A 22,610-nucleotide genomic window follows, 5' to 3' on the forward strand; every position below is an offset into this window, starting at 1 on the left:
CGCGAAGCCGTGGTCACCGTCGAGGGGTGAGCCTTTTCAGGGGGCGCGACCGACACAGTCGCATGTACGCGGTCGTCGGCTGTTCGAACTGCAACGCGCTCTGGGTGGTGGAAGGGCGGCCCGACACCACCGGCTGTCCGCGCTGCGAGAAGCGCCACCAGTTCGGGAAACTCCGGAAGTTCGTCACCACCGACGACGAGGACCACGCTCGCGAGGTGCGCGCGTCGATTCTCGCCAACAAGGCGGGCCACGGCGACGCGTTCGCGGAACTCGACGACTTCGCCACGCTCGACGACTACACAGACGACGTGGGGATGAGCGACGACGAGTTCCTGGCGCAGGCGGGCGTGGACACCGACGAGGTCGCGGGCGTCGAGGACCGGGTCGACGCCTCGACGCGGAGCCTCGGGAAGCGCGAGGCCGTCAGGACCGCGCTGCGGGAACTCGACGAACCGACGGCTGGCGAAGTGAAGGCGTTCGCGGCCGAGCACGACGTCGGCGGCGACTACGTGGAGCGCGCGCTGGCGAAACTGAAGCGGGCCGGCGAGGTCTCGGAGTCGGGCGGCCGGTACCGGGAGCTGTAGGGGAACTCAGACGGGGCCGCCGGTGAGCGCCCGGAGGAGCGTGAGGGCGAGCACGAGCACCGTGAGCAGGAGTTTGAGGACGCGGAGCGCGCGCACTGCCAGTGCGGACGGGGCTCCGTCGTCGGGGTCGCCGTGAGCGCGCATATTACGACCGTCGACAGTGAGGAAAATAACCCTGTGTCTGCCGCGGGGCGAAAGTGAAACTGGTCAGGCCGTCAGCGCGAGCAGGACGACGCCAGCGACGCCGACGCCGCAGAGCCAGCAGACGGCCTGCAGTGGGTTCGGAATCGGGATGACGTTCCCCGCCTGGTACTGCCCGGGATCGCCCGTCGAGGCGCCGATGCGTGCGCTCGCGGCGGCGGTTTCGATGCCCGCGTCGGTGATGCCGACGATGCCGGGGACGACGAACAGCGGGATGCCCGTCAGAATCATTCCGAGCAGTTTCAGCGGGAAGTCGGCGACGACGGCGGCGCCGGTCAGCACCAGCGTCGTGGCGACGCCAGTGGTCCCGAACTGGAGGGCGACTTCGCGGAGGTTCACGTCGTTCATGCTCCGCTCTCGTGTCGGTGATGCAATAAGTGTTGCCGGCGGTCTCAGCGACCGAGTTCGGCGTGGGCCGAGGAGAGGTGGCGGGACGCGAGCGCCGCGAGGAGGCTGAGTTCGCCCGCGAGGCCGCCCGCCGCGATGACCTCGGCGAGCGCGTCCGCGTTCGCGCCGGCCGGGTCGCCGCTCCCCCGGACGCCGAGCACGTCGAGAGCCTCCCGCTGGGTCGGGAGTTTCGTGCCGCCGCCGACGGTGCCGACCTCGAGGCTCGCGAAGGTCACGGAGGCGTAGAGCGCCTCGTCCCGTGCCTCGACGGTGGTGATGGCGTTCGACCCCTCGACGACCTGGGCGGCGTCCTGGCCGGTCGCGAGGAAGACGGCCGCGACGACGTTCGCCGCGTGGGCGTTGAACCCGAGGCTTCCGGCCTTCGCGGAGCCGACGAGGTTCTTCCGCGTGTTGGCCTCCTCGATGGCCTCCGGGGTCGTGTCGAAGCGGTCCTCGACGACGTCGCGGGGAATGGTGACGTCGGCGGTGACGCTGCGGCCCCGGCCCTCCACGGCGTTGATGGCGGCCGGCTTCTTGTCCGTGCAGAGGTTCCCCGAGAGCGCGACGAGTTCCGCGGGCGTCTCGCGCTCGACCACCTCGCTGGCGGCCTCTGTGGCGATGGTGGCCATGTTCATCCCCATCGCGTCCTTCGTGTCGTAGCTGAACCGGAGGTAGACGTTGTCGCCGACGACGTACGGGGTCACGTCCTGGAGTTCGCCGTGGCTGGTGGTGGACTCGGCGGCCTCCGCGAGTACGTCCACGTTCTCGCCGACCCACTCGGCGACTTCGGCTCCCTCGGTCACGTCCGCGACCCGGAAGACGGGCGCACGAGTCATCCCGACCTTCGTGACGCGGGCATTGGCGCCACCGGCGGCCGTGATGGCCGAGCAGCCGCGGTTGACGGAGGCGACGAGCGCGCCCTCCGTGGTGGCGAGTGGGAGGTAGAACTCGTCGTCGGCCGCGCCCCCCGAAACCGCGAGCGGGCCGGCGACGCCGAGCGGGAGCTGCGTGCCGCCGGCGAGGTTCTCGATGGCCGAGTCGACCGACTCGGCGTCGAACGTGAACGACCCCGTCGCGCCGAGGTCGGCGCCCGTCTCGCGGGCGAGCAGTTCGCGGCGCGCTGCCGCCGCGGTGTCCGCGTCGGCGTGGGATTCGAGTTCGTAGAGTCGGAGGTCGCCGGCCTGCACGCGGTCGGCGAGGTCGTCAGCGTCGGTCATGCTCCGGAGTCGGCGCGCCGGCGTCCTGAAGGTTCCCCTTCCGTGCCGCCCGGCGGAAATAGTTGGTTATATCACTGAGTAATTCGACGTGGTGGTATGACCGTTACCGCGATGCTGTCGGTCGCACCGCTGGACAGCCCGGAGGTCGACTTCGACGAGGAGATCGCGAAGGCCATCGACGCCCTCGAGGAGTTCGACGTCCGCTACGAGACCAACCCGATGGAGACCACCATCGAGGCCGACTCCGTCGAGGAGGTGTTCGCCGCCGCACGCGGCGCCCACGAGGCCCTCGACGCCGAGAGGGTCAGCACGAACCTGAAGATTGACCACTTCAAGGCGGAGGACCTGGCCGTCGAGGAGAAGGTCGACCGCGTGGAGGCCCACCTCGGCCGCGAGGCGGTGAGCGACCAATGACGTCGCGTCGCCGCTTTCTCGCCTCCGTCGGGGGTGCCGCTGCGCTCGGACTGGCAGGGTGCCTGGATGTCGCCAGCCCCAGTGGCGACCCGGACACGCTGAAGGTCGGCACGACGCAGTCGTACGTCGACGCCGTCTCCACCAGTGCCGGCGACTGGGTGAAAGCCGAGTTCGAGGCGCGCCACGACACGACCCTCGAGTGGGTCGTCCGCGAGAACGAACTCAACGGCTTCATCGAGCGCCGGAAACAGGGCGTCGACCTCGGCGCCGACATGTACGTCGGCGTCACGCCGACCGACCTCGTCCGCGCGGACCGGGAACTCGAGGCGTCGCTGTTCGAGGGCTTCGACACCGACCGCGTCCCGAACTCGCGGGATATCGTCGACGGCTACCGCTTCGACCCGCAGAACCGCGTGCTCCCCACCGGTTCCTCCTACGTCTGCATCGTCTACGACGAGGACGAGGTCGACGAACCCGAGAGCCTCGATGACCTCACGCGGGAGCCGTGGGCGGACAGCCTCATCCTCCCGAGCCCGCAGAACACGGTGACGGGACTCAGCTTCCTGCTGTGGACGGTCCACGAGTACGGCACCGACGGCTACCTCGACTACTGGGAGCGCCTGCTCGACAACGGCCTCCGCACCACCGGGTCGTGGAACGCCGCCTACAGCGCCTACTCCAACGAGGAGGCGCCGATGGTGATGTCCTACAGCACCGACCAGGTGTACGCCGCCCAGAGCGATGTCGACATGAGCCGCCACCAGATCGCGTTCCCGAACGACCAGGGCTACGCCTACGTCTCCGGCACCGCCCGCTTCGCGGACGCTGGGAAGGAAGAACTCGTCCACGAGTTCGCGAACTTCATGCTGGACGCTAAGACCCAGCAGACCACCGCCGTGAAGAACGTCGGCATCCCGACCGTCACGGACGCCTCGCTCCCCGAGGACGTCCGGCAGTACGCCCACGTCCCCGCGGAGACCGTCCAGTACGACTACGACGCGCTGCGCGAGAACCTCGACGACTGGCGCGGAACGGTCTCCCAGCGCATCGCGAACCAGTAGCGCCCCGGTCCGCCCCCGACCGCTTCCCCAACGTCTTTGCCACCGCGCGACCCCGAGAGTAGTATGACAGCGCCCGCCGACCTGATTCTGCAGAACGGCGAGGTGCACACGCTCGCCGGCGACGAGCCCTACGACGCCGTCGCGGTTCGACACGGCCGCGTGGTGCGCCTCACGAGCGACTACGACGTCGACTTCCTGAACGGCGTGGGGACGGACGTGGTGGACCTCGGCGGCCGCGTCCTCCTGCCGGGGTTCGTCGACGCCCACACGCACATGGAGACCGTCGGGCAGTACGGCCTCCACGCGGACCTCCGCGGCGCCAGCGGCCCCGGCGACGTCGCCGACCGCCTCCGCGAGCGAGCGGCCGAGAGCGACGGCTGGGTCCTGGGCTACGGCTACGACGAGAGCGCCTGGGACGCCGACGACATCGTGCAGGCCGACCTGGACGCCGTCAGCGAGGACCGACCGGTCGCGGCCATCCGCGAGGACATGCACACGGCGACAGTCAACGGCGTCGCCCTCGAGGAGTTCGGCGACGAGATGCCCGACGACGACGTGCTCGGGGACGGCCGCATCGTCGAGGACGCCGTGGAAGTCATCTACGACGCGTCCGACCCGGGGCCGGCGGAGACGAAGGAACTCGTCCGTGCTGCCCAGCGCGAGGCCAACGAACGTGGCGTGACCGCCGTCCACGACATGGCCCGGAACTCCGACGCGCCGCGGGCGGTCCGCGAACTCGCGCTCGCCGACGAACTCACCGTCCGAGTGCGCCTCAACTACTGGAGCGACCACCTGGACGCCGTCCGCGAGACCGGCCTGCGCACGAACCACGGCTCCGGCATGGTCGAGGTCGGCGGCGTGAAGACGTTTACCGACGGCAGCCTCGGCGGTCGCACCGCGAAGCTCTCGGAGCCGTACGCCGACGCGCCCGACGAGACGGGGACGTGGGTCGTCGACCCGGAGGAACTCCACGAACTCGTCCGCGAGGCCGACGACCTCGGCCTCCAGGTGACCGCCCACGCCATCGGCGACGAAGCTATCGACGCGGTGCTCGACGCCTACGAGACGTGCGCCGACGCGGGAGCGAGCCGCCACCGCGTCGAGCACGCCGAACTCGCCAGCGACGAGGCCATCGAGCGGATGGCGGACCTCGGCGTCGTCGCGTCGATGCAGCCGAACTTCCTGAAGTGGGCGGGCGAGGAGAGCCTCTACGAGGACCGCCTCGGCACCGAGCGCCGCGAGGGGAGCAACCGGTTCCGGACGATGCTCGACGCCGGCGTGCCGCTCGCGTTCGGCAGCGACTGCATGCCACTCGACCCGCTGCTGGGCGTCCACCACGCGGTGAACGCGCCGGCCGCGGAACAGCAACTCTCTGTCACCGAGGCGCTCCGGGCGTACACCGCGGGCGGCGCGTACGCCGGCTTCGCCGAGGACCGGATGGGGACCGTCGAACTCGGCGGCGTCGCGGACTTCGTCGTCCTCGACGATTCGCCGTGGGAGCACCGCGAATCGATCCGCGACATCGGCGTGGCCGCGACGGTCGTCGACGGCGACGTGGTCTACCGCAGCGACGACTTTGCCGGCGAACAGAACGACTAACTGCTCGCGGGAGCCAGCCCGAGATATGGCAACCACCGGGGTGTTCTTCGCGTTCTTCCTGCTGCTGTCCCTCCTGGGAGCGCTCGCGCTCTACTACTTCGTGCGCCGCGAGGCCGAGAACACGGACCGAATGAGCCGCAAGGAGGCCCACGAGCGGGTCTCCCGCGAGCAGGACGACAACTAGTCGAGCAGCGACTCGCCGGTCATCTCCGAGGGCTGGTCGATACCGAGCAGCGCGAGCAGCGTCGGGGAGACGTCCCGGAGCGCGCCGCCCTCGCGGACCGCGTGACCGCCGGAGAGGTCCTCGTCCGCCGCGTCGGCGTCGAGGAAGACGAACGGGACGGGGTTGAACGTGTGCGCTGTGTGGGGTTCGTCGGCGGTCCCCATGTCGTCGGCGTTGCCGTGGTCGGCGGTGAGGAGGACGTCCGCGCCAGAACTGCGGAGTGCGGGGACCAGCCGACCGAGTTGGTCGTCGGCGGCCTCGACGGCGTCGATGGCGGCCTCGTAGTCGCCGGTGTGGCCGACCATGTCGGGGTTCGCGTAGTTCAACACGAGCACGGCCGGGTCCTCGCTGTCGAGCACGTCGAGGGCGGTGTCGGTGACGCCCGCCGCGCTCATCTCCGGCTGGCGGTCGTAGGTGGGGACGTCCGGACTCTCGACGATGCGCCGTATCTCGCCGTCGAACTCCACCTCGCGGCCGCCGTTGAGGAAGTACGTGACGTGGGCGTACTTCTCTGACTCGGCGACTCTGAGCTGGCCGAGGCCGTGGTCCGCGAGCACGTCGCCGAGCGTCTGTTCGGGCTGCCGCGACGGGAACGCGACCGGGCAGTCGAACGTCCTGTCGTACTCCGTCATCGTGACAACCGGGACGTCCGGCGGGTGAGTGTCGAACTCCCAGTCGTCGGGCCGGATGTCCGCGAGCAGCCGCGTGAGTTGCCGCGCCCGGTCCGACCGGAAGTTGCAGAAGATCACGGCGTCCCCGTCGGCCAGCGCGGCCCCACCCTCGACGAGCGTGGGTTCGACGAACTCGTCGGTGGTCTCGCGGTCGTAGCTCTCCCGCACCGCGTCGACCGCGGACGCGGCACGGTGGTCGGCCTCGTGGTCGACGATGGCGTCGTAGGCCCGTCTCGTCCGGTCCCAGTTCTGGTCCCGGTCCATCGCGTAGTAGCGACCGGTGACCGTGGCGACGTCGCCGGTTCCGTGCTCGTCGACGACGGATTCGAGCGTCTCGAGGTACTCCTCCCCGCCGTGCGGGGAAGTGTCACGACCGTCCGTGAACGCGTGTGTCGTCGCCTCGACGCCCCGCTCCGCTGCGCACTCGATGAGTGCGTGGACGTGCTCGTGGTCGGAGTGGACGCCGCCGTCGCTCACGAGCCCCAGCAGGTGGACGCGCCCACCCGTCTCCGCGACGTGGTCGAAGGCGCCCGCTATAGCGTCGTTCTCGCAGAGTTCGTCCTTCGCGATGGCGTCCTCGATGCGCGTGTACTCCTGGAGGACGACCCGGCCCGACCCGATGGTGAGGTGGCCCACCTCGCTGTTCCCCATCTGCCCCTCCGGAAGCCCGACGTGGCGGCCGGTGGTGGTGAGCGTGCCGTCGGCGCCCCGGCGGGTGTACTCGTCGAAGTTCGGGGTGTCCGCGGCCTTCACGGCGTCCAGCCTGTCGTGGTCGCCGAGCCCCCAGCCGTCGAGAATCACGAGCGCGGCCTGCATGATTCTGGATGCGGTTGCCGCGCTCATTTAGGTGTCGTTCGTGGTCGCAGGTCCGGTGTAGCTTAGGACAGCAGACTTCACTTCGGATACCTAGAAAGCCCCGGCCGTCTCGGCGAACCCGGACTCGTTGCGCTCCTCGGCCTTCGGCCTGCGGTACTTACATCGTCCGGGTTCGCCGAGACGGCCGCCCCTTTCAGTCCTCCCATTGGCCGGTCGGACAGCCGGTACCGGGTGGGACTGAAAGGGGCGGCGTGCTCGCTAACCGAGGCGACGTAAGCACTGGAGTGAGCGTAGCGAACGAAGCGCGCAGCGAGCCGCAGGCAGCGAGCACGCCGGGGCTTTCTGGATGTCGTGGACGTGTTAGCAGACATCGCAAATGGGCGCTACTCACCCAAACGCGAACGACGGGGTATTTGGTGCTCGGCCGAACAGACGGTGGCATGACCCTCGACCCCGTCCACTTCGACGGCATCGCGGACCTCGCGCGCCAGATCCGCCACGAGGTGGACGCCGAGGAACACCGCGACGTGGCCGAGGAGACGTGGGAGAACTTCCTCGACCCGCTGTACGGCGACGGCGGCGTCGTCCTCGAACCGCTCGCCGAGCAGCGGCGGTCGGCTGCACCTATCGAGGAACTCGCGCTCCAGCCGTCGCCGTTCGACAGCGCCCACGGCCTCGACTCGGGCACCATCAACCCGCGGACGTTCAAGAACGGGCTCGTCCTCGACCTCGCGCAGGCCGCGATGAGCGCCACGCCCTCCGACCTCGGCCTCCACCGCTCGCGGACGGTCATCACGAGCGTCCACTCGAACGACGCCACCGTCCGCACGAACACGGACTGGCGGCAGTGGGACGAGGGGTTCAGCCGCGGGCGCATCGTCCACACCGCGCCGCTCGCCCGCGACCAGGAGCGCGTCGTCCACGGCCTCGCGCTCTACCTCGCCGAGAGCCACCACGCGCTGGAACATGCCGACCAGGTCGACAGTTTACTGCTGCTCGACGGCCCGGTCTACCCGAAGCAACTGGTGAACTGGGCCGACCGCCACGCGAGCGTCGCGGACCTCGTCACCGAGAACGAACTCGTCGGCGAGGTGCTGGAGAACTACGTCCGCCTCGTCGAGCGCTTCGCCGAGCAGGAGGTCCCACTGGCGGGGTTCGTAAAGAGCCCCGCGAGCCAGGCGCTCGTACGCGCGCTCCGGGACCGCGGCCGGCCGACACCGTGGGCGAGCGACGCCGCGTTCTTCGCGCAGGTGCTCGAACGCCGCGACTTCGACGGGGAGGACCACCAGCGCCTCACCGACGAACTGACGTGGACCGGCTGGTTCACCTCGACGCTCGGCGCGGACGGCGTGTTCGCGGACGCCGACGAGCTCGGCGTGGAACGCGAACTCGACGCAAAAGCGTACGAGGTGGCGTTCTTCGTGGTCTACGACCCCCGGACGGACCTCGTACACAAGGTCGAACTGCCCTGCGCGTTCGCCCGCGACGAGGATGTCCGCGCAGCCGTCGAGCGCTACGTCACCAGCCAGGTCGCCACCGAGGCGGGACCGCCGAAGCCGGTGGGGAAGGCCGACGAACTCGCCCGCATCGGCGCCGCGGAGAAGGGCGAACTCGTGAGGAAACTCGAGCGCGCCTTCGACAGCCGCGAGGACGAGAACTACGACGACGAGCGCTGGGAGTGAGGCGGCGGACGAGGCGGGTTCGCGCACGGAGAACACTCGTCCACTTTTAAGACGGGGCAGCCGAGAGTTCCGGCAATGAGCGACCGCGCCATCGAGACACAGAATCTGACGAAGCGGTACGGCGACACGACAGCCGTCGAGCGCCTCAACCTCACCATCCCCGCGGGCAGCGTCTACGGCTTCCTCGGCCCGAACGGCGCCGGGAAGACGACGACGATGCGGATGCTCACGACACTGACGAAGCCCAGCGACGGCACGGCCACGGTCGCTGGCGCAGACGTCTCGAACCGCGAGGCCGTGGTCTCGAACATCGGCTACCTCCCCGAGGAGCCGCCGCTGCACGCCGAACTCACGGGCCGGGAGCAGCTCCGCTACATCGCCGGCCTGCGGGACCTCCCCGAGGCCGACGCCGAGGAGCGCATCGAGGACCTCCTCGAGCGGTTCTCGCTGGCCGACGACGGCAACAAGCGAATCTCCGCGTACTCCAAGGGGATGAAACAGAAGGTCGGCATCATCCAGGCGATGCTCCACGACCCGGACGTGCTGTTCCTCGACGAACCGACCTCCGGGCTCGACCCGCGGGCCGCCCGCACCGTCCGGGACACCATCGCGCACCTCGCCGAGGGCGACGCCACCGTCTTCCTCTCGACGCACATCCTCCCGGTCGTCGACGAACTCGCCGACACGGTCGGCGTCCTCTACGACGGCAGCCTCGTGACGGAGGGGTCACCCGGCGGCCTGAAGTCCCGCGCGGAGTCCGGCGAGGAGCGCACGCTTGAGGACGTCTTCCTCGAGGTGACCGGCGGCATCGGCGAGGAGGCCTAGACGATGCCCGGCCTCCCCAACGCCCGCCACTCCTACGCCATCGCGCGCAACGAATTGCGGGTGGGCTGGCGGAAGTTCCGCTCGAAGAGCGTCGTCCAGGTTCTCGCGTTCGGCCTCGTCGCGCTGCTCGGCCTGGGGTTCACGGCGGCCGCGACGTACGGCGCATACCTGGCGGGCCAAGCGCTCGTCGAAAACCCCGGCGAGGCGGCCGAACTCGTCGCGCTCGTCCCGGCCGGCCTCGGCGCGTTCGTCCTCTTCATGGCGGCGTACATGACGGTCATCCAGATCGGCGACATCGACGTCCGCGACGGCTACCTCACGACGGTGCCCGCGCGTGACGTCGTCGGCGGCCTGCTGCTCTCGGGCTACGTCCGCGTCACCGGCTTCGTCACCGTGCCGCTGGTCGTCGCGAGCGCGGGGTTCGCCGTCGGCGCGGGCGAGCCGCTGGCGTTCCCGCTGACCGTCCTCGCCGTGGTCGCGTTGACCGTGACGGCGTTCCTCGTCGGCTACCCGCTCGGCGCCGCCGTCGGCTACCTGCTCGGGCAGTCCGAACTCGTCGCGCGCTACAAGGCTGCACTCGGCGCGCTCGTCTTCGTCGCGTACTTCGGGCTCATCCTCACGAACACGCTCGCCGTCGTCATCGACCCCATCATCGAGACGTTCCGAGCCTCGCCCGTCGCCTGGTACAGCGACCTCGCGTTGCTCCCGGTTCTCGACGCCGCGAGCGCGCTCCAGGCGGTGGCGGTGGTCGTCGGCTCCGCTGTCGTCTCCGGGCTCGCCGTCCTCGCGAGCGTCCGCGTCTCCGAGCGCCGGTGGTACGACGACGGCGTCGACGCCAGGGCGCGGGAGACCGACTCCGTCTCCGGCGGCCGCCTCGACGGTCTGCTCGGCCGGCGGACCGCGTGGGTCGCGCGCAAGAGCTGGCTGCGCGCCCGCCGCGCTCCCATCAAGTTGCTCTACGTCGCCTACCCGATCTTCGTCCTCGTCACGCCCATCCAGGCGAGCGTCGAGGCCGGCCGGGTCACGAGCCTGCTCCCCACGACCATCGCGCTGTACGGCGCCTGGCTCACCGGCGCGCTGTTCACGCTCAACCCGCTCGGTGACGAGGGCGCGGTGCTCCCCGTCTCCGCCATCACGGGCGTCACGGGCCGGGAGTTCGTCGGCGGCCTCGTCACCGCGAGCGCGCTCCTCGGCGGCCCAATCACGCTCGTCCTCACCGCCGTCCTCGCCGTACTCAGCCCGCTCCCGCCGCTCGCCGTCGTCTGCACGGTCGTCGCCGCTGCCGTGCTGCCGCCGCTGGCTGCCGCCGTCGCCGTCGGCGTCGGCACGGCGTTCCCGAAGTTCGAGGCGACAACCATCACCCGGAGCCGCGAAGCCGTGGTCCCGTCGCTGTGGGCGTTCGGCGTCTACACAATCGTCTTCCTGGTGACCGCGGGCATCGCGACGGGCGTCCAGTCGCCGACGGCCGCCGACCTCGTGGCCGAGGCGCTCGGCGTCAGCGCGTCGGCAGTCCGCGTGGGCACGCTGGTCGCCGGCGTCGCGCTCGCCGGTGGCGCCGCCCTCGTCGGCGTGCGCACGGCCGTCCGGGCGTTCGACACCTACACCACGGACGGCTGATTCTGTCGTCTCGCTACGCGTCGACCTCGTGCTCGCGGACGACCTCTATCTCCACGTCGTCGGGGTCGATGCCGATGCGGGCGAACTGCGTGCGGACGTGTTCGCGGGCCGCGTCAAGCGCGACTTCCCGGGTCTCGAACCCCCGGGGCATCGGCGACTCGAACGCCAGGTTGACGTCCTCGCCGTCCACCTGCTGGACGCTCCCCCCGCTCTCGACGGCGTAGAACTCGTCGCAGACCCAGACGTATGGCGCGGCCTCGTCGGGGGCGCCCCTAAACGACGGCGAGTCCTCGCCGCGCTCGTACAGCGCCCCCGTGAGCGTCGTCCCGCCCGCCGAACCGCGCACCAGCAACATAGGTCCTACTGAGGGGGCGACGACCATAAGCCCGTGGCCGGGTCGCACGTCACGAGATGGCTGTCAACAGCGCCTCGCGGACCGCTTCGTTCGTCGCCGCCACGTAGCGGCCGTCGCCTGGCCGTGCTATCGACGCGCCCGCCTCCGAGACGAGCAGTTCACCGACGTACTGTTCCTCGTCGTCCGGGTGGAAACAGACCATCCCGTCGAGTCGCCCCCTCGCCAGCGCGCCCCAGTGGACGCAGGGCGACCAGCTCTCGACCACGCGCTTCGTGGCGTCGCCGACTGCGTCCTGCATCCGGCCGGCCTCCTCGAGCCGCCCGTCGAGTTTCACGTCGTGCCCGATGACGAACCCGACCGTCGCCTTCTCGGGCGGGGTGTCGCTCTCGGCGCGAACCGGGTCGCCCTCGTGGCGCACGCCCTCACCGCGCCGGGCGACGTAGAGGTCGTCGGCGACAGGGACGTAGACGCTACCGACGACCGGCCCCTCATCGTCCAGGACCACCGCCGCGGTCGCGAACGACGGGAGGCCCGAGACGAAGTTGTTCGTTCCGTCGAGGGGGTCGACTATCCAGCGGTAGTCGCCGTTTGTGGACACGTTGCCGGACTCCTCGGCGTACACCGCGTGTTCAGGGTGAGAAGACTGAATCACCTCGAGCATCCGCTCCTCGGACGCACGGTCGGCCGCGGCCTTCACGTCGTGTCTGGAGAACTCAGCGTCGACCTCGTCGCCGAACCGGTCGCGGAGGTGGCGACCGCCGGCGAGACACGCCCGCACGGCCGTGTTCTCTACGTTGGAGAGCATCACCGGATGGCACACGACAAGCGTCTAAGGCGTTCCGGTTCGAGGGAAAGGGGTTTGTAGGCGGCCCGTGACGGACGCGCCATGAGCGACCTCGGGGACTTCGCCGACCACGACCGCGACGAGGCGGGCAGTGGTGCGACCGACGCGGGCGACGACGAAGACGACTTCCAGCGCGCGGACCTCGACGACGTCGGCGACGACGCGGGCCTCGGCGCGCTGGCTGTCTCGGAGGGACTCCGCATCCACGAGGACGGCCAGGAGACCGCACTGAAGGCCTACGTCACCGCCGGCAACCGGTCGGCTGTCCGCCTCGGCACGTACCTCGTCGCGCCGTACCCCCGCGGCGAGAAACTGTTCTGCAAGATCACGGGGCTCGAGTACGTCCAGGCGTTCCAGAGCGACGACGCTACGGAGATTCACGCCCGGCGGGCGATGCGCAGCGACGGCGTCGACGAACAGGACTACAAGTTCCTCGCGGAACTCGACCCCGTCGCCGTCCTCTACTCGGACCAGGGCGACCTGAAGCGCCGGATGCCCGACCGCGTGCCGAAACCCGAGACGATAGTTCGGGCGGCCGACGACGCCACTGAGATCAAGACCGGGCTGAAGATTCCGGAGGACGGGGTCTTCCTCGGCCACCTCTCCGTGGGCGGGGAGAAGGTGCGGACCGCAGCGGAACCGCCGACCATCGACTACCGGGTGAAAGACGACTACGAGTCCGGCGACCCCCTCGTCTTCCGGCACACGCTCGTTGCCGGCGGCACCGGCTCCGGGAAGACCCACTCCGCGAAGAACGTCCTGCGGCAGTACCTCCACGGGGACCGCCGCTACCCCGTCGACTCGGGCGGTGCGGAGCGCCGGATGGCGGTCGTCCAGTTCGACCCGCAGGACGAGTACGCCCAGATGCACGACGACAACCCCGAGGCCGACGTGAGCGACGAGCGCGACTGGGAGACCCAGGGGCTCGCCCACGGCGGTCACGACGACACCGTCGCGTTCGTGCCGAAGGTCGGCGACGCGTCGTACGCCGCGGACCACCACGGCGCCGAGCAGGTCGAGTTCACGGTGCCGTTCTCGATGGTGCGCTCGAACCCGTGGCTGGTGGCCTCCAGCGGCCTCAACGACAACCAGTACGGCGCGCTCACGCTGCTCCTCGACCGGTTCTTCGGGAACTACGGCCGGTCGGGGACGTACGAGGAGTTCTGTACGTTCCTCGACGACCCGGCCCTCAAGGAGGAACTCGACGAGAGCGGGCGCGTCCACGAGGCGACCTACGAAGCCGTGCTGCGCCGCGTCCACAACATGCCATCGGGGCTGTTCGACCAGGACGCCCGCTCCATCACCGACCTGGTCTCGGACCGCCAGTTCGTTCGGCCCGGCCGCCTCTCGGTCGTGCCGACGTACCACATCAGCAACTCGCGGGCCGCCGAGACGGTGGTGCTGGCGGTGTCGAGCCTGCTCGTCGACCAGAAGCTCTCGAACGACCCGACCTACGAGTCGATCAAGGAGACGCCGCTCGTCGTCGGAATGGACGAGGCGCACAACTTCCTCGCGGACGCCGACAGCGTGCAGGCGACCAAGGTCGTCGGGAAGTTCACCGAGGCCGCCAAGCAGGGCCGCAAGGAGCGCCTCGGCCTCTTTCTCATCACGCAGGACCCCCAGGATATCGCCGACCCGGTGTTCAAGCAGGTGAACACGACTGTGGTGTTGAACCTCGGCGACGAGGACGCAATCAAGGCCGTGAACATCCCCGCGGAGCTCCAGTCGAAGGTCCCCTACATGGAGAAGGGACAGATGGTCGTCTACTCGCCGGACAACTCCGAACCCGTCGAAATCTGCGGGCTGCCGACGTGCCTGACGCGCCACGGTCGCGACTAGTGGGAATTACCCCCGCCGCTTTTTGAGTGGGACGACGAACGTCTCACCATGTCGAGGATTCTCGTCCCCATCGACGGTTCCGAGCAGTCCCAGGACGCCCTGGAGTACGCCCTCCGGGAGTTCGAGTCCGACGACATCACGGTCATCAACATCATCGACCCTATCGAGGCCGGGTACACGGCCCAGGCGACCGGCCCAGGCTACTCCGAGGAGTGGTTCGAACAGGCGAAGGGAGCGGCCGACGAGCTGTTCGAGGCGGCCAACGACACCGCCGAGGAGTACGGCAACGGCCCCCTCGACACCGCGACAGAGGTCGGCCGACCGAGCCGCACCATCGTGGAGTACGCCGAGGAGAACGACTTCGACCACATCGTGATGGGGAGCCACGGCCGGGCCGGCGTGACCCGCATCCTCCTCGGCAGCGTCGCCGAAAGCGTGGTGCGCCGCTCGCCGATGCCGGTGACTATCGTCCGCTAAGGCGTACAGGCGGCGCGTTCTGGTCGCGGTCCGGGTCGCCGCACTCCCGCCTCGGCCGGCCCGCGTCGGTAATCAGCTCACGCGCCGGGTTGGCCCCGCTCTCCTACTTGAACCTACGCGACCAGTAGTGGAGGAATCCAGCGACCGAGTGGTCCGGAGGACCCGGAAGGTCGCCGGTTCACGCTGCGAGCGAATGAAGTGAGCGAGCAGCGGCCGACGACCGAACGGAGCGCGTCAGCGCGAAGTGAAGGAGGAGTGCTTTTAGCGTAGCTTTTGCCGAGCGAGCGGCGGCTCTGCCGCCGCGCGCGCAGCGCAAAAGGTCCGTCAGAAGATGTTCGCCTGTCGGTAGACGCTGATGCCCTGGTGGGTGATCTCGTACGGTTTGGTCTCGCGGGAGTGGTTGGCGTCCCGTATCTTCTGGATCTCGACGGCGAGGCGGGTCTCCCGGAAGTCCTCCGGACGGATGTAGCGGAGGACGACGACGGCGTCGGTGAGGTACTCGATGATGCCGTACCGCGAGGAGAACGGGTTGTCCTCGCTGGCCTCGCTGGTGAGCATCGTGGTGACGCCGGCCTCCTTCAGCGACTTCGTGAAGTCGTAGATCTCGGTGCGGCGCTTGGACTGGTCGTCGTACATCATCTCCAGCAGGGAGACGGAGTCCAGCACGAGTCGGCTGGCACCGAACTCCTCGACGAGGCGGGGGAGTTCATTGCGGATGCTGGTGAGGGAGTTCGCCATCTCGATGGGGTCGATGTCGATGATAGCGAGGTTCCCGTCGTCGATGTGCCTGTCGAACTCCCAGCCCTTGTCGACGGCACTCTGGACGACTCGCTCGCGGGACTCCTCGAGCGTGATGAAGCCGGCTCGCTCGCCGTTCTCGACGGCCTCCTGGAGGAACTGGAGGCCGAACGTGGTCTTCCCGGTGCCGGCTTCGCCGACGGCGACCATCAGCGAGCGCTCGGGGACGCCGCCCTGGATCATCTCGTCGAGGCCCTCGATGCCGATGTTGATGCGGGGAATATCCGAGTCGTACTCCGCCTCCTCCTCGAAGCCGCCGGGCGCCCCGCCGCCGGCGTCGCCGTCGATGTCGAATCCGAAGGTTCCGTCGCCACCGCCCTGGGAACCGCCCCCACCGCCGCTGCCGCCGGCGCCACCGCCGCCGAACGCGTCCGCGAAGTCGTCCTCGAAGAGCTCGTCGCCATCGCCCTGGGCGCCACCCCCGCCGCCGAACGCGTTCGCGAAGTCGTCCGGGTCGTCGCCGCCGAAGTCGCTCCTGTCGTCCGCGTCCGGCGTCGGTTCGTCCCCCAGGTCGAGTGCGTCGGCCGGGTCGTCATCCTCCGGGCCGTCGTCGTCACTGGTAGCCTCGTCCGCGTCTCCCGGCGGTTCGTCGGCGGCCTCCCCCGCGTCTCCCGGCGGTCCGTCAACCGCCTCATCGTCGACTGGCGAGTCCCCGGACTGGTCGGCCGACTCCTCGGCCTCGTCGTCGAACGCCTCCTCGAACCAGTCGTCGTCGTCCTCAGCCACGGTGACGCCTCCAGCCCGCGACGGGACGCGCCGTCGATTCCATACCTCGGCCGTTGGGACACAGCGAAAAGTAGTTTCCGCCGCCCGCGGGTTTTTCAAGGGCGCCCGTGCGATAGTCGGTATGCGCGTTGGAATCGTCGCACAGCGCGGGAACTCTCGCGCTGCGTACCTGGCGGCGGACCTGCGGGAGTTACTCGCCGACGAGGACGTCGAGGTGTGGCTGGACACGGCGACGGCGGCCTCGCTCGACGCCGAGGGTCGCGACGTCGACACGTTCGACGCCTGCGAACTGGTCGTGAGCATCGGAGGCGACGGGACGTTCCTGTTCGCCGCGCGGGGCGCGGGGTCGACACCAGTCCTCGGCGTGAACCTCGGGGAGGTGGGCTTCCTGAACGCCGTCGACCCGGGGCAGGCCGTCGAGGCGACGCGCCGGGAGGTCAGGCGGTACGAGGAGACCGGTGAAGTCAGCTACCGGGAGGTGCCGCGGGTCACTGCGACGGGGGAGGACTGGTCGTTGAATCCCGCGCTCAACGAGGTGGTCGTGGCCGGCGAGCAGCGCGGCCACGGCCACGGGGTGGACGTGGAAGTGCGCGTGGACGGCTCCCTGTACGAGGCGACGCACGCCGACGGCGTGCTCGTGTCGACGCCGACCGGGAGCACGGCGTACAACCTCAGCGAGGGCGGCCCGCTCGTCAAGCCGGGCGTCGACGCCCTCGTGGTGACGGGGATGTGCCCCACGGAGCCGATGCCGCCGCTGGTGGCGGGCGTGGACAGCGAGGTGACTGTGCGCGTCGACGGCCCGGAGAACGCGGTCGTCTCCAGCGACGGCAGGAACCGCGAGCACGTCGAGACGCCGGCGGTCGTGACGGTTCGTACCACGGACGACCCGGCGCGGGTCGCGGGCCCGGAGACGGACTTCTTCCAGGCGCTGAACAAACTGGAGTGAGGTGCCGGAAGGGAAAGGGTTAGTGAGCCGCCACACGTAGCCGCGAGCAATGAGCCAGCAGCTTCCGGACGTGCAGGCGACCGAGCCGGACGTCAGGGTCGGACTCAGCCAGGTCGGCGTCACGGGGGTCGAGAAGCTCGTGAAGATCGCCCGCGAGGACAAGCGCCCGATCGCGCTGATGGCCGACTTCGAGGTGTTCGTCGACCTCCCGCAGGGCCGGAAGGGAATCGACATGAGCCGGAACATGGAGGTCATCGACGAGACCCTGGAGGCCGCCGTCTCGGAGCGGGTCTACCAGGTCGAGGAGATGTGCGGAGACACCGCCGAGCGACTGCTCGAGAAGCACGACTACACGACGACGGCGACGGTGAAGATGGAGGCCGAGTTGATGATCCAGGACGAAACGCCGGCGAGCGAGCGCCCGACCCAGGGCACCGTCGACATCATCGCGTCGGCGACCGCCCGCGAGAACGAACCGACCCGCGAGGAAATCGGCGCCCGCGTCGTCGGCATGACGGTCTGTCCGTGCAGCCAGCAGATGATGAGCGAGACCGCGCGGGAGACGCTGCGGGACCTCGGCGTCGGCGAGCGCGAGGTGCGGAAGTTCCTCCAGGAGGTCCCGCAGGCGGGCCACAGCCAGCGCGGGCACGCGACGCTCACCGTGGAGGCCGCGGGCGACCCCGAGGTCGACCTGATGGACATCGTCGACCTCGCGCGGGACTCGATGAGCGCCCGCATCTACAACATGGCCAAGCGACCGGACGAGGACCACATGACCTACGCGGCTCACGCGAACGCGAAGTTCGTCGAGGACTGCGTGCGCTCGATGGCGGAGGGCGTCGTCGCGGAGTTCGACCACCTCGACGACGACGCCGTGGTGACGATGAAGCAGTCCAACGACGAGTCCATCCACCAGCACAACGCCCACGCCGAGCGAATCGCGGAGTTCGGGACGCTCCGCGAAGAAGTGAACGGGAACTAGAACGTCCAGCGCGTCGCGTCCGTCGGGAACGCCGCCCACGCGAACGCGCGCTCAGGGTGCACCGCGAACACCGGTGAACCGTGGCGGACGTCGTACTTCTCCTCGTAGGCGTCGTCGACGCGCGCCTGGGTCTCGTCGTCGGTGACGCGTTCGGCGCGCCCCTCCAGAATCACGAACTCAGTCCCGCTCTCGGAGTGGACGCTCACGGCGGGGTTCGCGGCGAGATTGCGGACCCAGCGCGTGCGCTCGCCGCCGCCGCAGTAGAACGTGCCCTCGACGTAGACGCCCCACACCGGGCGGGTGTGCGGGTGGCCGTCGGGCCGGGTGGTGGCGAGCCAGAAGGTCTGCTGGTCGCGGAGGCGGTCGGCAACGAACGACCAGTCGAGGGCGCCGTCACCCTCTGGGATGCCGTAGCTCTCCTCCGTCTCGGGCGTGCTGCGGTGGGGGTCGGCCATGCGTCGAGCTACGCGCCCCAGGCCAATCAGTCGAGCGAGGGGACGGTCGAAGAAGTGGGTTCAGTCGAGCGCGTCTGCGTCGGTCCAGCTGTCCTCGAAGGCGGCGTAGACGTCGGCGGCGAACTCCGCGTCCTGGAGGTCGATGATGGCGAACGCCTCGTCGGGTTCGACGGGGTTCGACACCTCGAGGCAGACCTCGGCGCCGTCCACGATGGTCACGTTGCCGTCGATGCCGTCGCCGACGCGGACCTCGTAGTCGGGGCTGTCGGCGAGGTCCGTGGCGTAGCGCTCGTTGACGACGTCCGGCATCGAGCGCGCGAGGCCCTGGGACATCAGCACGGAGACGGAGACGCCGCGGTCGACGGCGGCCTCGAGGCGCCCGAACACGCGCCCGCTGACGTCGTCGAAGTCGAAACTGGAGGAGGGGGTGCCCGAGACGAGGACGATGCTGTCGGTGGCGGCGTCGAGGCGTTCGAGCAGCAGGCCCAGCGAGTCGTCGGGGCCGAGCGCGGCCGTCCAGAAGCCGTCCTCGGGGGCGGTCGGGTCCTGGAGGTCGCGGGTGAGGTCGTCGACGACCGACTCGTACTGGTCGGCCTTCTCGCGGAGTTCGCGCTTCCGGTCGTCGAGCAGGCGGTCGAGCGCCGTGTCCGGTTCGACGGCGACGTACTTCTTCGGCCGACTCGCGGCCTGACTGCGGACGAGGTGCTGGGACTCGACGCTCCCGAGCACGTCGTAGATGCGGCCCATCGGTACCCCGCTCTCCTCTGACAACTCCTTGGCGGTTGCCGGACCGGTCCGGAGGAGCGCACGGTAGGCGCTCGCCTCGTACTCCGAGAGCCCGATGTCCCTCAAATCAGCCATCTCGTCGTCCGTTAGGATTCGGGCGCCAAAAACGCACCGACGGTTTATCGAGGCGCAGCCGTGCTACTGGGTGCTCGCCACGAGGTTCGCGAGTTCCTCCGGGGAGTCCACGGCCTCCGTCGCGCCGTCGCCGGTTTCCAGCCACGCCGTCCCCGGTTCGCCGTCCGCGTCCGGGAGAACGACCTTCTCGTGGTCGGCCATCCGGAGCGCCGCGCGGTGGAGGTCGCTGCCCGCCTCGTCCGCGACGGCGACCACGAGCGGTCCTTCGACCACCCGAGAGGCCGCAGTCCCGTAGCTCGCGACCTGTACGCCCATCCGGTCGGCGGCGCCCGCGAACGCGCCGACCGCGTCCCGCGCCGCGTCCAGATAGCGTTCCTCGCCGGTGAGGTAGTGGAGGTCGACGAGCGCGTTCGCGAACGTCGCGGCGTCGTCGATGGGTCGGAGCGGCGTGTCGAGCAGGCCGACGTCCTCGCTGGGTCCGTCCTGGAACGCGCCGGTCGCGTCCTGGAGGTCCTCGATGGTGCCGTCTGCGACGTCGACGGCGGTGGCGAGGTAGTCGCCGCCGAGCACCTGTGCGGCCGTGGCAAACGCCTGGACGACGTGCGCGCGGTCGGCGAGCAAGCCGGCGGGGGCGTCCGGCGCGTCGAAGTGTCGGACCGTCCCGTCGTCGACGAGGCTGTCCGCGAGGTAGTCGAGCGTGCGCTCCGCGTAGCGGGTCGCCGTCTCGTCGTCGGTGTACGACGCGAACGCCAAGAGAGCGTCCGCAGCGAGCGCGTTCACGTCCGCGTAGGCCGTCTCGTCGACGTCGGGTTCTTCGTGGCTCGCGCGCTCGTCCTCGGGGGCGTCGAAGTACTCTCCGGCGGCCTCGCTGCCACCGAACGCCGCGCCCGTCCACAGCGTCCCCGTGAGGTAGTCGATGGCGTCCTCGGCGGGATCGCGGTAATCCTCGCTGCCGGTGTGGAGGTAGGCGTGGGCGAACGCCCGGAGGAGGCTGGCGTTCTCGGAGAGCACCTTCTCGCGCTGGGGGTCCGACCAGTCCCGGCCGTGGGCGAACCGGAAGAACCCGCCGTCGACGTCGTCCGCGAGGTTCCGGGAGACGGCGTCGAGGGTCCGGAGCGCCTGCTCGCGCTCGCGCTTCAGCGCGAACTCGACGGTGCCCGGGAGCGGGAACTTCTCGCTGGTCCCCCAACCGCCGTGCTCGGTGTCGTACTGGTCGCCGAGCTGTCCCGCGAGCAAACGCTCGATCTCGCCGTCGACCGGTCCGCGGGGTGGTTCGCCGCCCCGCAGCGACCGGGGGACCTGGCCCGCGTCCTCCCCCTGCTCGTCCCAGGTCTCGCGGACGCGCTGGAGCACCTGCCGGAACCCCTCGGGTTCGAGGAACGTCGCGCCCGCGATGTGGTTCCCCTCGGGCGTCACGAACACCGTCGACGGGAACCCACCCATGTTGTACCGCTCGCGGACCCGCGGGTGGCGGTCGGCGTCCACGCGCACCGGCACGAAGTCGTCGTTGACGTTCGCCGCGATGCGTGGCTCCGCGTACGTCCGCTCGTCCATCTGCCGGCACCAGTCGCTCCACGACGTGACCAGCGCCACCAGAAGCGGGACGTCCCGGTCGGCGGCCTCCGCGAACGCCGCTTCCCCCCACTCGCGCCACTCCACGCGCGTCCGGTCCGCAGCGTCTTCCATACCCGCTACTCGGCGGCACGCCCGGGAAACCGTTTCGACACGGGCAGCGCGAGGCCGACCGACGGGAGGCCTCGGACTACTCGAACGGGGAGCGAAGCGACCCGAGAGAGTCGCGGGGGTCGTCACCGCCGAGGGCTTTCAGATTCCCGTGGTAACACCTCCGACGTCAACCTATCACCTGCATACAGAACACGAACGGTAGCAGAAAAGCTATCAGGCGCGCAGAGCAACTTCGGGGCATGCCTCGATTCCGGTGGCTGTTCCTGGCGCTGCTCATCGTCCCCCTCGCGGACGCGCTGTTCCTGGTGTTCGTCGCCAGCGAACTCGGCTGGAAGGTCACCGTCGCTATCGTCGTGCTCACCGCCCTGCTCGGCACGCTGTTCGTCCGCGCCGAGGGTCGCCACACCATCCGGCGCATCCAGCGCGCGCTGGCCACCGGCGAGTCCCCGGCCGACGAACTCATCGACGGCGCGTTCCTCATCGCCGCCGGCGCGTTCCTCCTCACGCCCGGCCTGCTCACCGACGCCCTCGGCTTCCTGCTCGTCTTCCCGGTGACGCGCATCCCGTTCCGGTACGCAGTCAAGCGCTGGGTCATCATCCCGAAACTCGACGAGCGCACCGGCGGCTTCGCCACCGGCAACGTCTACACGTTCGGCTTCCCCGGTGACGGCGCCAACCCCTTCGGCGGCGACTCGGGGGGCTCGGGCGGCGGCGGCTTCGACCCCCGGGACTTCGACCAGACTGCCAGCAGCGAGGACACTGTCGACCTCGACGAGGAGTCCTACGACGTGGAGTTCGACGACGACGAAGAGCGCCAGTAACGCACGCAGGCGCCGGTGTCGAAAGGAAACCCTTAATTGTGGCACCGGCAAACGTTCGGTTGCGTTCGGGTCAGTAGCTCAACTAGGTAGAGCGCCACTCTGATAAGGTGGAAGTTTGCGGTTCAAATCCGCACTGACCCACTCAGTTTCCTCTCGTTCACTGACCGAGCAGCGTCCCGTCTGTCGCTTGCTCGAGACACGCTTCTTCGGACAAGTCAGTTCAACTCCCGAGCCACCGTGTACGAGACGATTACTCGCGTTCTCGACTGTCGGCGATGCGCTGGAGAGCGCCGGCGATAGCCTCGACAGCGACGAGGAACCGCCAGAGGAGGTACAGCGACACAAACAGCATCCCGAACCAGATCAAAATCAGTGGCTGATGGATGATGAGCACCGAGTAGCCCAGGAGGAGTACGTAGAGGAGGACTAGCAGGCCGAGCCAGCGGGAGGGAATCGACGCGGGTGACCAATCCGACATGCGTCGCTCTACCCGGACAGTACACTTAAAATCGGCGTCGCTTTC

Annotated in this window: 24 protein-coding genes and 1 tRNA gene; 14 read left to right on the forward strand and 11 right to left on the reverse strand. The window is 69.4% G+C overall.

From position 1 onward, the window contains the following. Nucleotides 1-62 precede the first annotated feature (62 nt). On the forward strand, nucleotides 63-584 hold the full coding sequence (locus HALDL1_14415) for a replication protein H-like protein (protein AHG04652.1): 522 nt from the start codon (nucleotides 63-65) through the stop codon (nucleotides 582-584). Between the two features lie 6 nt (nucleotides 585-590). Here HALDL1_14415 and HALDL1_14420 read toward each other — a convergent pair whose 3' ends face one another. From HALDL1_14420 to HALDL1_14430, 3 genes are all read right to left on the reverse strand, one after another. Continuing rightward, the gene (locus HALDL1_14420) at nucleotides 591-728 is read right to left on the reverse strand and encodes a hypothetical protein (GenBank protein AHG05384.1); all 138 of its coding nucleotides are present in this window, start codon (nucleotides 726-728) and stop codon (nucleotides 591-593) included. Nucleotides 729-791: 63 nt separating this feature from the next. Further along, a complete protein-coding gene (locus tag HALDL1_14425; protein AHG05385.1) occupies nucleotides 792-1,133 on the reverse strand; it encodes a hypothetical protein in 342 nt (113 codons plus the stop codon). A gap of 44 nt (nucleotides 1,134-1,177) precedes the next feature. Next, nucleotides 1,178-2,389, reverse strand: a complete 1,212-nt coding sequence (locus HALDL1_14430; GenBank protein ID AHG04653.1) for a 3-hydroxy-3-methylglutaryl-CoA reductase — start codon at nucleotides 2,387-2,389, stop codon at nucleotides 1,178-1,180. 96 nt (nucleotides 2,390-2,485) lie between these two features. On the opposite strand from HALDL1_14430, the gene HALDL1_14435 reads away from it, so the two are divergent. The 4 genes from HALDL1_14435 to HALDL1_14450 all read left to right on the forward strand — a co-directional run bounded on the left by HALDL1_14435 (nucleotide 2,486) and on the right by HALDL1_14450 (nucleotide 5,647). Continuing rightward, the gene (locus HALDL1_14435; protein AHG04654.1) at nucleotides 2,486-2,803 is read left to right on the forward strand and encodes a hypothetical protein; all 318 of its coding nucleotides are present in this window, start codon (nucleotides 2,486-2,488) and stop codon (nucleotides 2,801-2,803) included. After that, nucleotides 2,800-3,864 carry a thiamine-binding protein gene (locus HALDL1_14440; protein ID AHG04655.1) on the forward strand — a complete coding sequence of 355 codons (1,065 nt, stop codon included), beginning with the start codon at nucleotides 2,800-2,802 and terminating at the stop codon, nucleotides 3,862-3,864. The genes HALDL1_14435 and HALDL1_14440 overlap by 4 nt, the downstream gene beginning before the upstream one ends. A gap of 63 nt (nucleotides 3,865-3,927) precedes the next feature. Further along, on the forward strand, nucleotides 3,928-5,463 hold the full coding sequence (locus HALDL1_14445; protein AHG04656.1) for an amidohydrolase: 1,536 nt from the start codon (nucleotides 3,928-3,930) through the stop codon (nucleotides 5,461-5,463). 25 nt (nucleotides 5,464-5,488) lie between these two features. After that, the gene (locus tag HALDL1_14450; protein AHG05386.1) at nucleotides 5,489-5,647 is read left to right on the forward strand and encodes a hypothetical protein; all 159 of its coding nucleotides are present in this window, start codon (nucleotides 5,489-5,491) and stop codon (nucleotides 5,645-5,647) included. On the opposite strand, the gene HALDL1_14455 is transcribed toward HALDL1_14450, so the two are convergent. Beyond that, nucleotides 5,644-7,173 (reverse strand): phosphoglyceromutase, encoded by a 1,530-nt coding sequence (locus HALDL1_14455; protein AHG04657.1) that lies wholly within the window; start codon nucleotides 7,171-7,173, stop codon nucleotides 5,644-5,646. The two genes, HALDL1_14450 and HALDL1_14455, sit on opposite strands and share 4 nt — an antisense overlap. A gap of 440 nt (nucleotides 7,174-7,613) precedes the next feature. On the opposite strand from HALDL1_14455, the gene HALDL1_14460 reads away from it, so the two are divergent. The 3 genes from HALDL1_14460 to HALDL1_14470 all read left to right on the forward strand — a co-directional run bounded on the left by HALDL1_14460 (nucleotide 7,614) and on the right by HALDL1_14470 (nucleotide 11,297). After that, the gene (locus HALDL1_14460) at nucleotides 7,614-8,855 is read left to right on the forward strand and encodes a nuclease (GenBank protein ID AHG04658.1); all 1,242 of its coding nucleotides are present in this window, start codon (nucleotides 7,614-7,616) and stop codon (nucleotides 8,853-8,855) included. 75 nt (nucleotides 8,856-8,930) lie between these two features. After that, nucleotides 8,931-9,680: a daunorubicin ABC transporter ATPase gene (locus tag HALDL1_14465; GenBank protein AHG04659.1), complete on the forward strand. Its 750-nt coding sequence runs from the start codon at nucleotides 8,931-8,933 to the stop codon at nucleotides 9,678-9,680. A gap of 3 nt (nucleotides 9,681-9,683) precedes the next feature. Continuing rightward, on the forward strand, nucleotides 9,684-11,297 hold the full coding sequence (locus HALDL1_14470; GenBank protein ID AHG04660.1) for a hypothetical protein: 1,614 nt from the start codon (nucleotides 9,684-9,686) through the stop codon (nucleotides 11,295-11,297). A 13-nt stretch (nucleotides 11,298-11,310) separates the two neighbouring features. Here the strand turns inward: HALDL1_14470 and HALDL1_14475 are convergent, their stop codons facing one another. Together HALDL1_14475 and HALDL1_14480 are read right to left on the reverse strand one after the other, a co-directional pair. Then, nucleotides 11,311-11,652 (reverse strand): hypothetical protein, encoded by a 342-nt coding sequence (locus tag HALDL1_14475; protein AHG04661.1) that lies wholly within the window; start codon nucleotides 11,650-11,652, stop codon nucleotides 11,311-11,313. Nucleotides 11,653-11,701: 49 nt separating this feature from the next. Then, nucleotides 11,702-12,457 (reverse strand): inositol monophosphatase, encoded by a 756-nt coding sequence (locus HALDL1_14480; protein ID AHG04662.1) that lies wholly within the window; start codon nucleotides 12,455-12,457, stop codon nucleotides 11,702-11,704. 81 nt (nucleotides 12,458-12,538) lie between these two features. Here HALDL1_14480 and HALDL1_14485 point away from each other — a divergent pair, with 81 nt between their 5' ends. Next, nucleotides 12,539-14,335 (forward strand): ATPase AAA, encoded by a 1,797-nt coding sequence (locus HALDL1_14485; GenBank protein ID AHG04663.1) that lies wholly within the window; start codon nucleotides 12,539-12,541, stop codon nucleotides 14,333-14,335. Nucleotides 14,336-14,383: 48 nt separating this feature from the next. After that, the gene (locus HALDL1_14490; GenBank protein ID AHG04664.1) at nucleotides 14,384-14,812 is read left to right on the forward strand and encodes a universal stress protein UspA; all 429 of its coding nucleotides are present in this window, start codon (nucleotides 14,384-14,386) and stop codon (nucleotides 14,810-14,812) included. 324 nt (nucleotides 14,813-15,136) lie between these two features. On the opposite strand, the gene HALDL1_14495 is transcribed toward HALDL1_14490, so the two are convergent. After that, nucleotides 15,137-16,336 (reverse strand): circadian clock protein, KaiC, encoded by a 1,200-nt coding sequence (locus HALDL1_14495; protein AHG04665.1) that lies wholly within the window; start codon nucleotides 16,334-16,336, stop codon nucleotides 15,137-15,139. 121 nt (nucleotides 16,337-16,457) lie between these two features. Here HALDL1_14495 and HALDL1_14500 point away from each other — a divergent pair, with 121 nt between their 5' ends. Both HALDL1_14500 and HALDL1_14505 read left to right on the forward strand, forming a co-directional pair. Continuing rightward, nucleotides 16,458-17,282 carry an inorganic polyphosphate/ATP-NAD kinase gene (locus HALDL1_14500; protein ID AHG04666.1) on the forward strand — a complete coding sequence of 275 codons (825 nt, stop codon included), beginning with the start codon at nucleotides 16,458-16,460 and terminating at the stop codon, nucleotides 17,280-17,282. Nucleotides 17,283-17,331: 49 nt separating this feature from the next. After that, nucleotides 17,332-18,264, forward strand: a complete 933-nt coding sequence (locus HALDL1_14505; protein AHG04667.1) for a GTP cyclohydrolase — start codon at nucleotides 17,332-17,334, stop codon at nucleotides 18,262-18,264. On the opposite strand, the gene HALDL1_14510 is transcribed toward HALDL1_14505, so the two are convergent. The 3 genes from HALDL1_14510 to HALDL1_14520 form a co-directional block, all read right to left on the reverse strand. Then, nucleotides 18,261-18,719, reverse strand: coding sequence for a pyridoxamine 5'-phosphate oxidase (locus tag HALDL1_14510; GenBank protein AHG04668.1), 459 nt, complete (start codon nucleotides 18,717-18,719; stop codon nucleotides 18,261-18,263). The genes HALDL1_14505 and HALDL1_14510 overlap by 4 nt on opposite strands. A 60-nt stretch (nucleotides 18,720-18,779) precedes the next feature. Further along, nucleotides 18,780-19,580, reverse strand: coding sequence for a transcriptional regulator (locus tag HALDL1_14515; GenBank protein AHG04669.1), 801 nt, complete (start codon nucleotides 19,578-19,580; stop codon nucleotides 18,780-18,782). Between the two features lie 63 nt (nucleotides 19,581-19,643). Then, nucleotides 19,644-21,266, reverse strand: coding sequence for a hypothetical protein (locus tag HALDL1_14520; GenBank protein AHG04670.1), 1,623 nt, complete (start codon nucleotides 21,264-21,266; stop codon nucleotides 19,644-19,646). 239 nt (nucleotides 21,267-21,505) lie between these two features. On the opposite strand from HALDL1_14520, the gene HALDL1_14525 reads away from it, so the two are divergent. After that, the gene (locus HALDL1_14525; GenBank protein ID AHG04671.1) at nucleotides 21,506-22,087 is read left to right on the forward strand and encodes an FsxA; all 582 of its coding nucleotides are present in this window, start codon (nucleotides 21,506-21,508) and stop codon (nucleotides 22,085-22,087) included. A 67-nt stretch (nucleotides 22,088-22,154) separates the two neighbouring features. Beyond that, nucleotides 22,155-22,228 (forward strand) — tRNA-Ile (locus HALDL1_14530). Nucleotides 22,229-22,337: 109 nt separating this feature from the next. Here HALDL1_14530 and HALDL1_14535 read toward each other — a convergent pair. Then, the gene (locus HALDL1_14535) at nucleotides 22,338-22,565 is read right to left on the reverse strand and encodes a hypothetical protein (GenBank protein ID AHG05387.1); all 228 of its coding nucleotides are present in this window, start codon (nucleotides 22,563-22,565) and stop codon (nucleotides 22,338-22,340) included. Between the last annotated feature and the right edge of the window lie 45 nt (nucleotides 22,566-22,610).

This window comes from Halobacterium sp. DL1, from assembly GCA_000230955.3.
In the GTDB taxonomy this organism is placed as follows: Archaea; Halobacteriota; Halobacteria; order Halobacteriales; family Halobacteriaceae; genus Halobacterium.

What these genes read in the sequence shown, in the direction of transcription:
- HALDL1_14415 (AHG04652.1), top strand. Translation starts at nt 63, where the DNA reads ATGTACGCGGTCGTCGGCTGTTCGAACTGCAACGCGCTCTGGGTGGTG.
- HALDL1_14420 (AHG05384.1), bottom strand. Translation starts at nt 728, where the DNA reads ATGCGCGCTCACGGCGACCCCGACGACGGAGCCCCGTCCGCACTGGCA.
- HALDL1_14425 (AHG05385.1), bottom strand. Translation starts at nt 1,133, where the DNA reads ATGAACGACGTGAACCTCCGCGAAGTCGCCCTCCAGTTCGGGACCACT.
- HALDL1_14430 (AHG04653.1), bottom strand. Translation starts at nt 2,389, where the DNA reads ATGACCGACGCTGACGACCTCGCCGACCGCGTGCAGGCCGGCGACCTC.
- HALDL1_14435 (AHG04654.1), top strand. Translation starts at nt 2,486, where the DNA reads ATGACCGTTACCGCGATGCTGTCGGTCGCACCGCTGGACAGCCCGGAG.
- HALDL1_14440 (AHG04655.1), top strand. Translation starts at nt 2,800, where the DNA reads ATGACGTCGCGTCGCCGCTTTCTCGCCTCCGTCGGGGGTGCCGCTGCG.
- HALDL1_14445 (AHG04656.1), top strand. Translation starts at nt 3,928, where the DNA reads ATGACAGCGCCCGCCGACCTGATTCTGCAGAACGGCGAGGTGCACACG.
- HALDL1_14450 (AHG05386.1), top strand. Translation starts at nt 5,489, where the DNA reads ATGGCAACCACCGGGGTGTTCTTCGCGTTCTTCCTGCTGCTGTCCCTC.
- HALDL1_14455 (AHG04657.1), bottom strand. Translation starts at nt 7,173, where the DNA reads ATGCAGGCCGCGCTCGTGATTCTCGACGGCTGGGGGCTCGGCGACCAC.
- HALDL1_14460 (AHG04658.1), top strand. Translation starts at nt 7,614, where the DNA reads ATGACCCTCGACCCCGTCCACTTCGACGGCATCGCGGACCTCGCGCGC.
- HALDL1_14465 (AHG04659.1), top strand. Translation starts at nt 8,931, where the DNA reads ATGAGCGACCGCGCCATCGAGACACAGAATCTGACGAAGCGGTACGGC.
- HALDL1_14470 (AHG04660.1), top strand. Translation starts at nt 9,684, where the DNA reads ATGCCCGGCCTCCCCAACGCCCGCCACTCCTACGCCATCGCGCGCAAC.
- HALDL1_14475 (AHG04661.1), bottom strand. Translation starts at nt 11,652, where the DNA reads ATGTTGCTGGTGCGCGGTTCGGCGGGCGGGACGACGCTCACGGGGGCG.
- HALDL1_14480 (AHG04662.1), bottom strand. Translation starts at nt 12,457, where the DNA reads ATGCTCTCCAACGTAGAGAACACGGCCGTGCGGGCGTGTCTCGCCGGC.
- HALDL1_14485 (AHG04663.1), top strand. Translation starts at nt 12,539, where the DNA reads ATGAGCGACCTCGGGGACTTCGCCGACCACGACCGCGACGAGGCGGGC.
- HALDL1_14490 (AHG04664.1), top strand. Translation starts at nt 14,384, where the DNA reads ATGTCGAGGATTCTCGTCCCCATCGACGGTTCCGAGCAGTCCCAGGAC.
- HALDL1_14500 (AHG04666.1), top strand. Translation starts at nt 16,458, where the DNA reads ATGCGCGTTGGAATCGTCGCACAGCGCGGGAACTCTCGCGCTGCGTAC.
- HALDL1_14505 (AHG04667.1), top strand. Translation starts at nt 17,332, where the DNA reads ATGAGCCAGCAGCTTCCGGACGTGCAGGCGACCGAGCCGGACGTCAGG.
- HALDL1_14510 (AHG04668.1), bottom strand. Translation starts at nt 18,719, where the DNA reads ATGGCCGACCCCCACCGCAGCACGCCCGAGACGGAGGAGAGCTACGGC.
- HALDL1_14515 (AHG04669.1), bottom strand. Translation starts at nt 19,580, where the DNA reads ATGGCTGATTTGAGGGACATCGGGCTCTCGGAGTACGAGGCGAGCGCC.
- HALDL1_14520 (AHG04670.1), bottom strand. Translation starts at nt 21,266, where the DNA reads ATGGAAGACGCTGCGGACCGGACGCGCGTGGAGTGGCGCGAGTGGGGG.
- HALDL1_14525 (AHG04671.1), top strand. Translation starts at nt 21,506, where the DNA reads ATGCCTCGATTCCGGTGGCTGTTCCTGGCGCTGCTCATCGTCCCCCTC.
- HALDL1_14535 (AHG05387.1), bottom strand. Translation starts at nt 22,565, where the DNA reads ATGTCGGATTGGTCACCCGCGTCGATTCCCTCCCGCTGGCTCGGCCTG.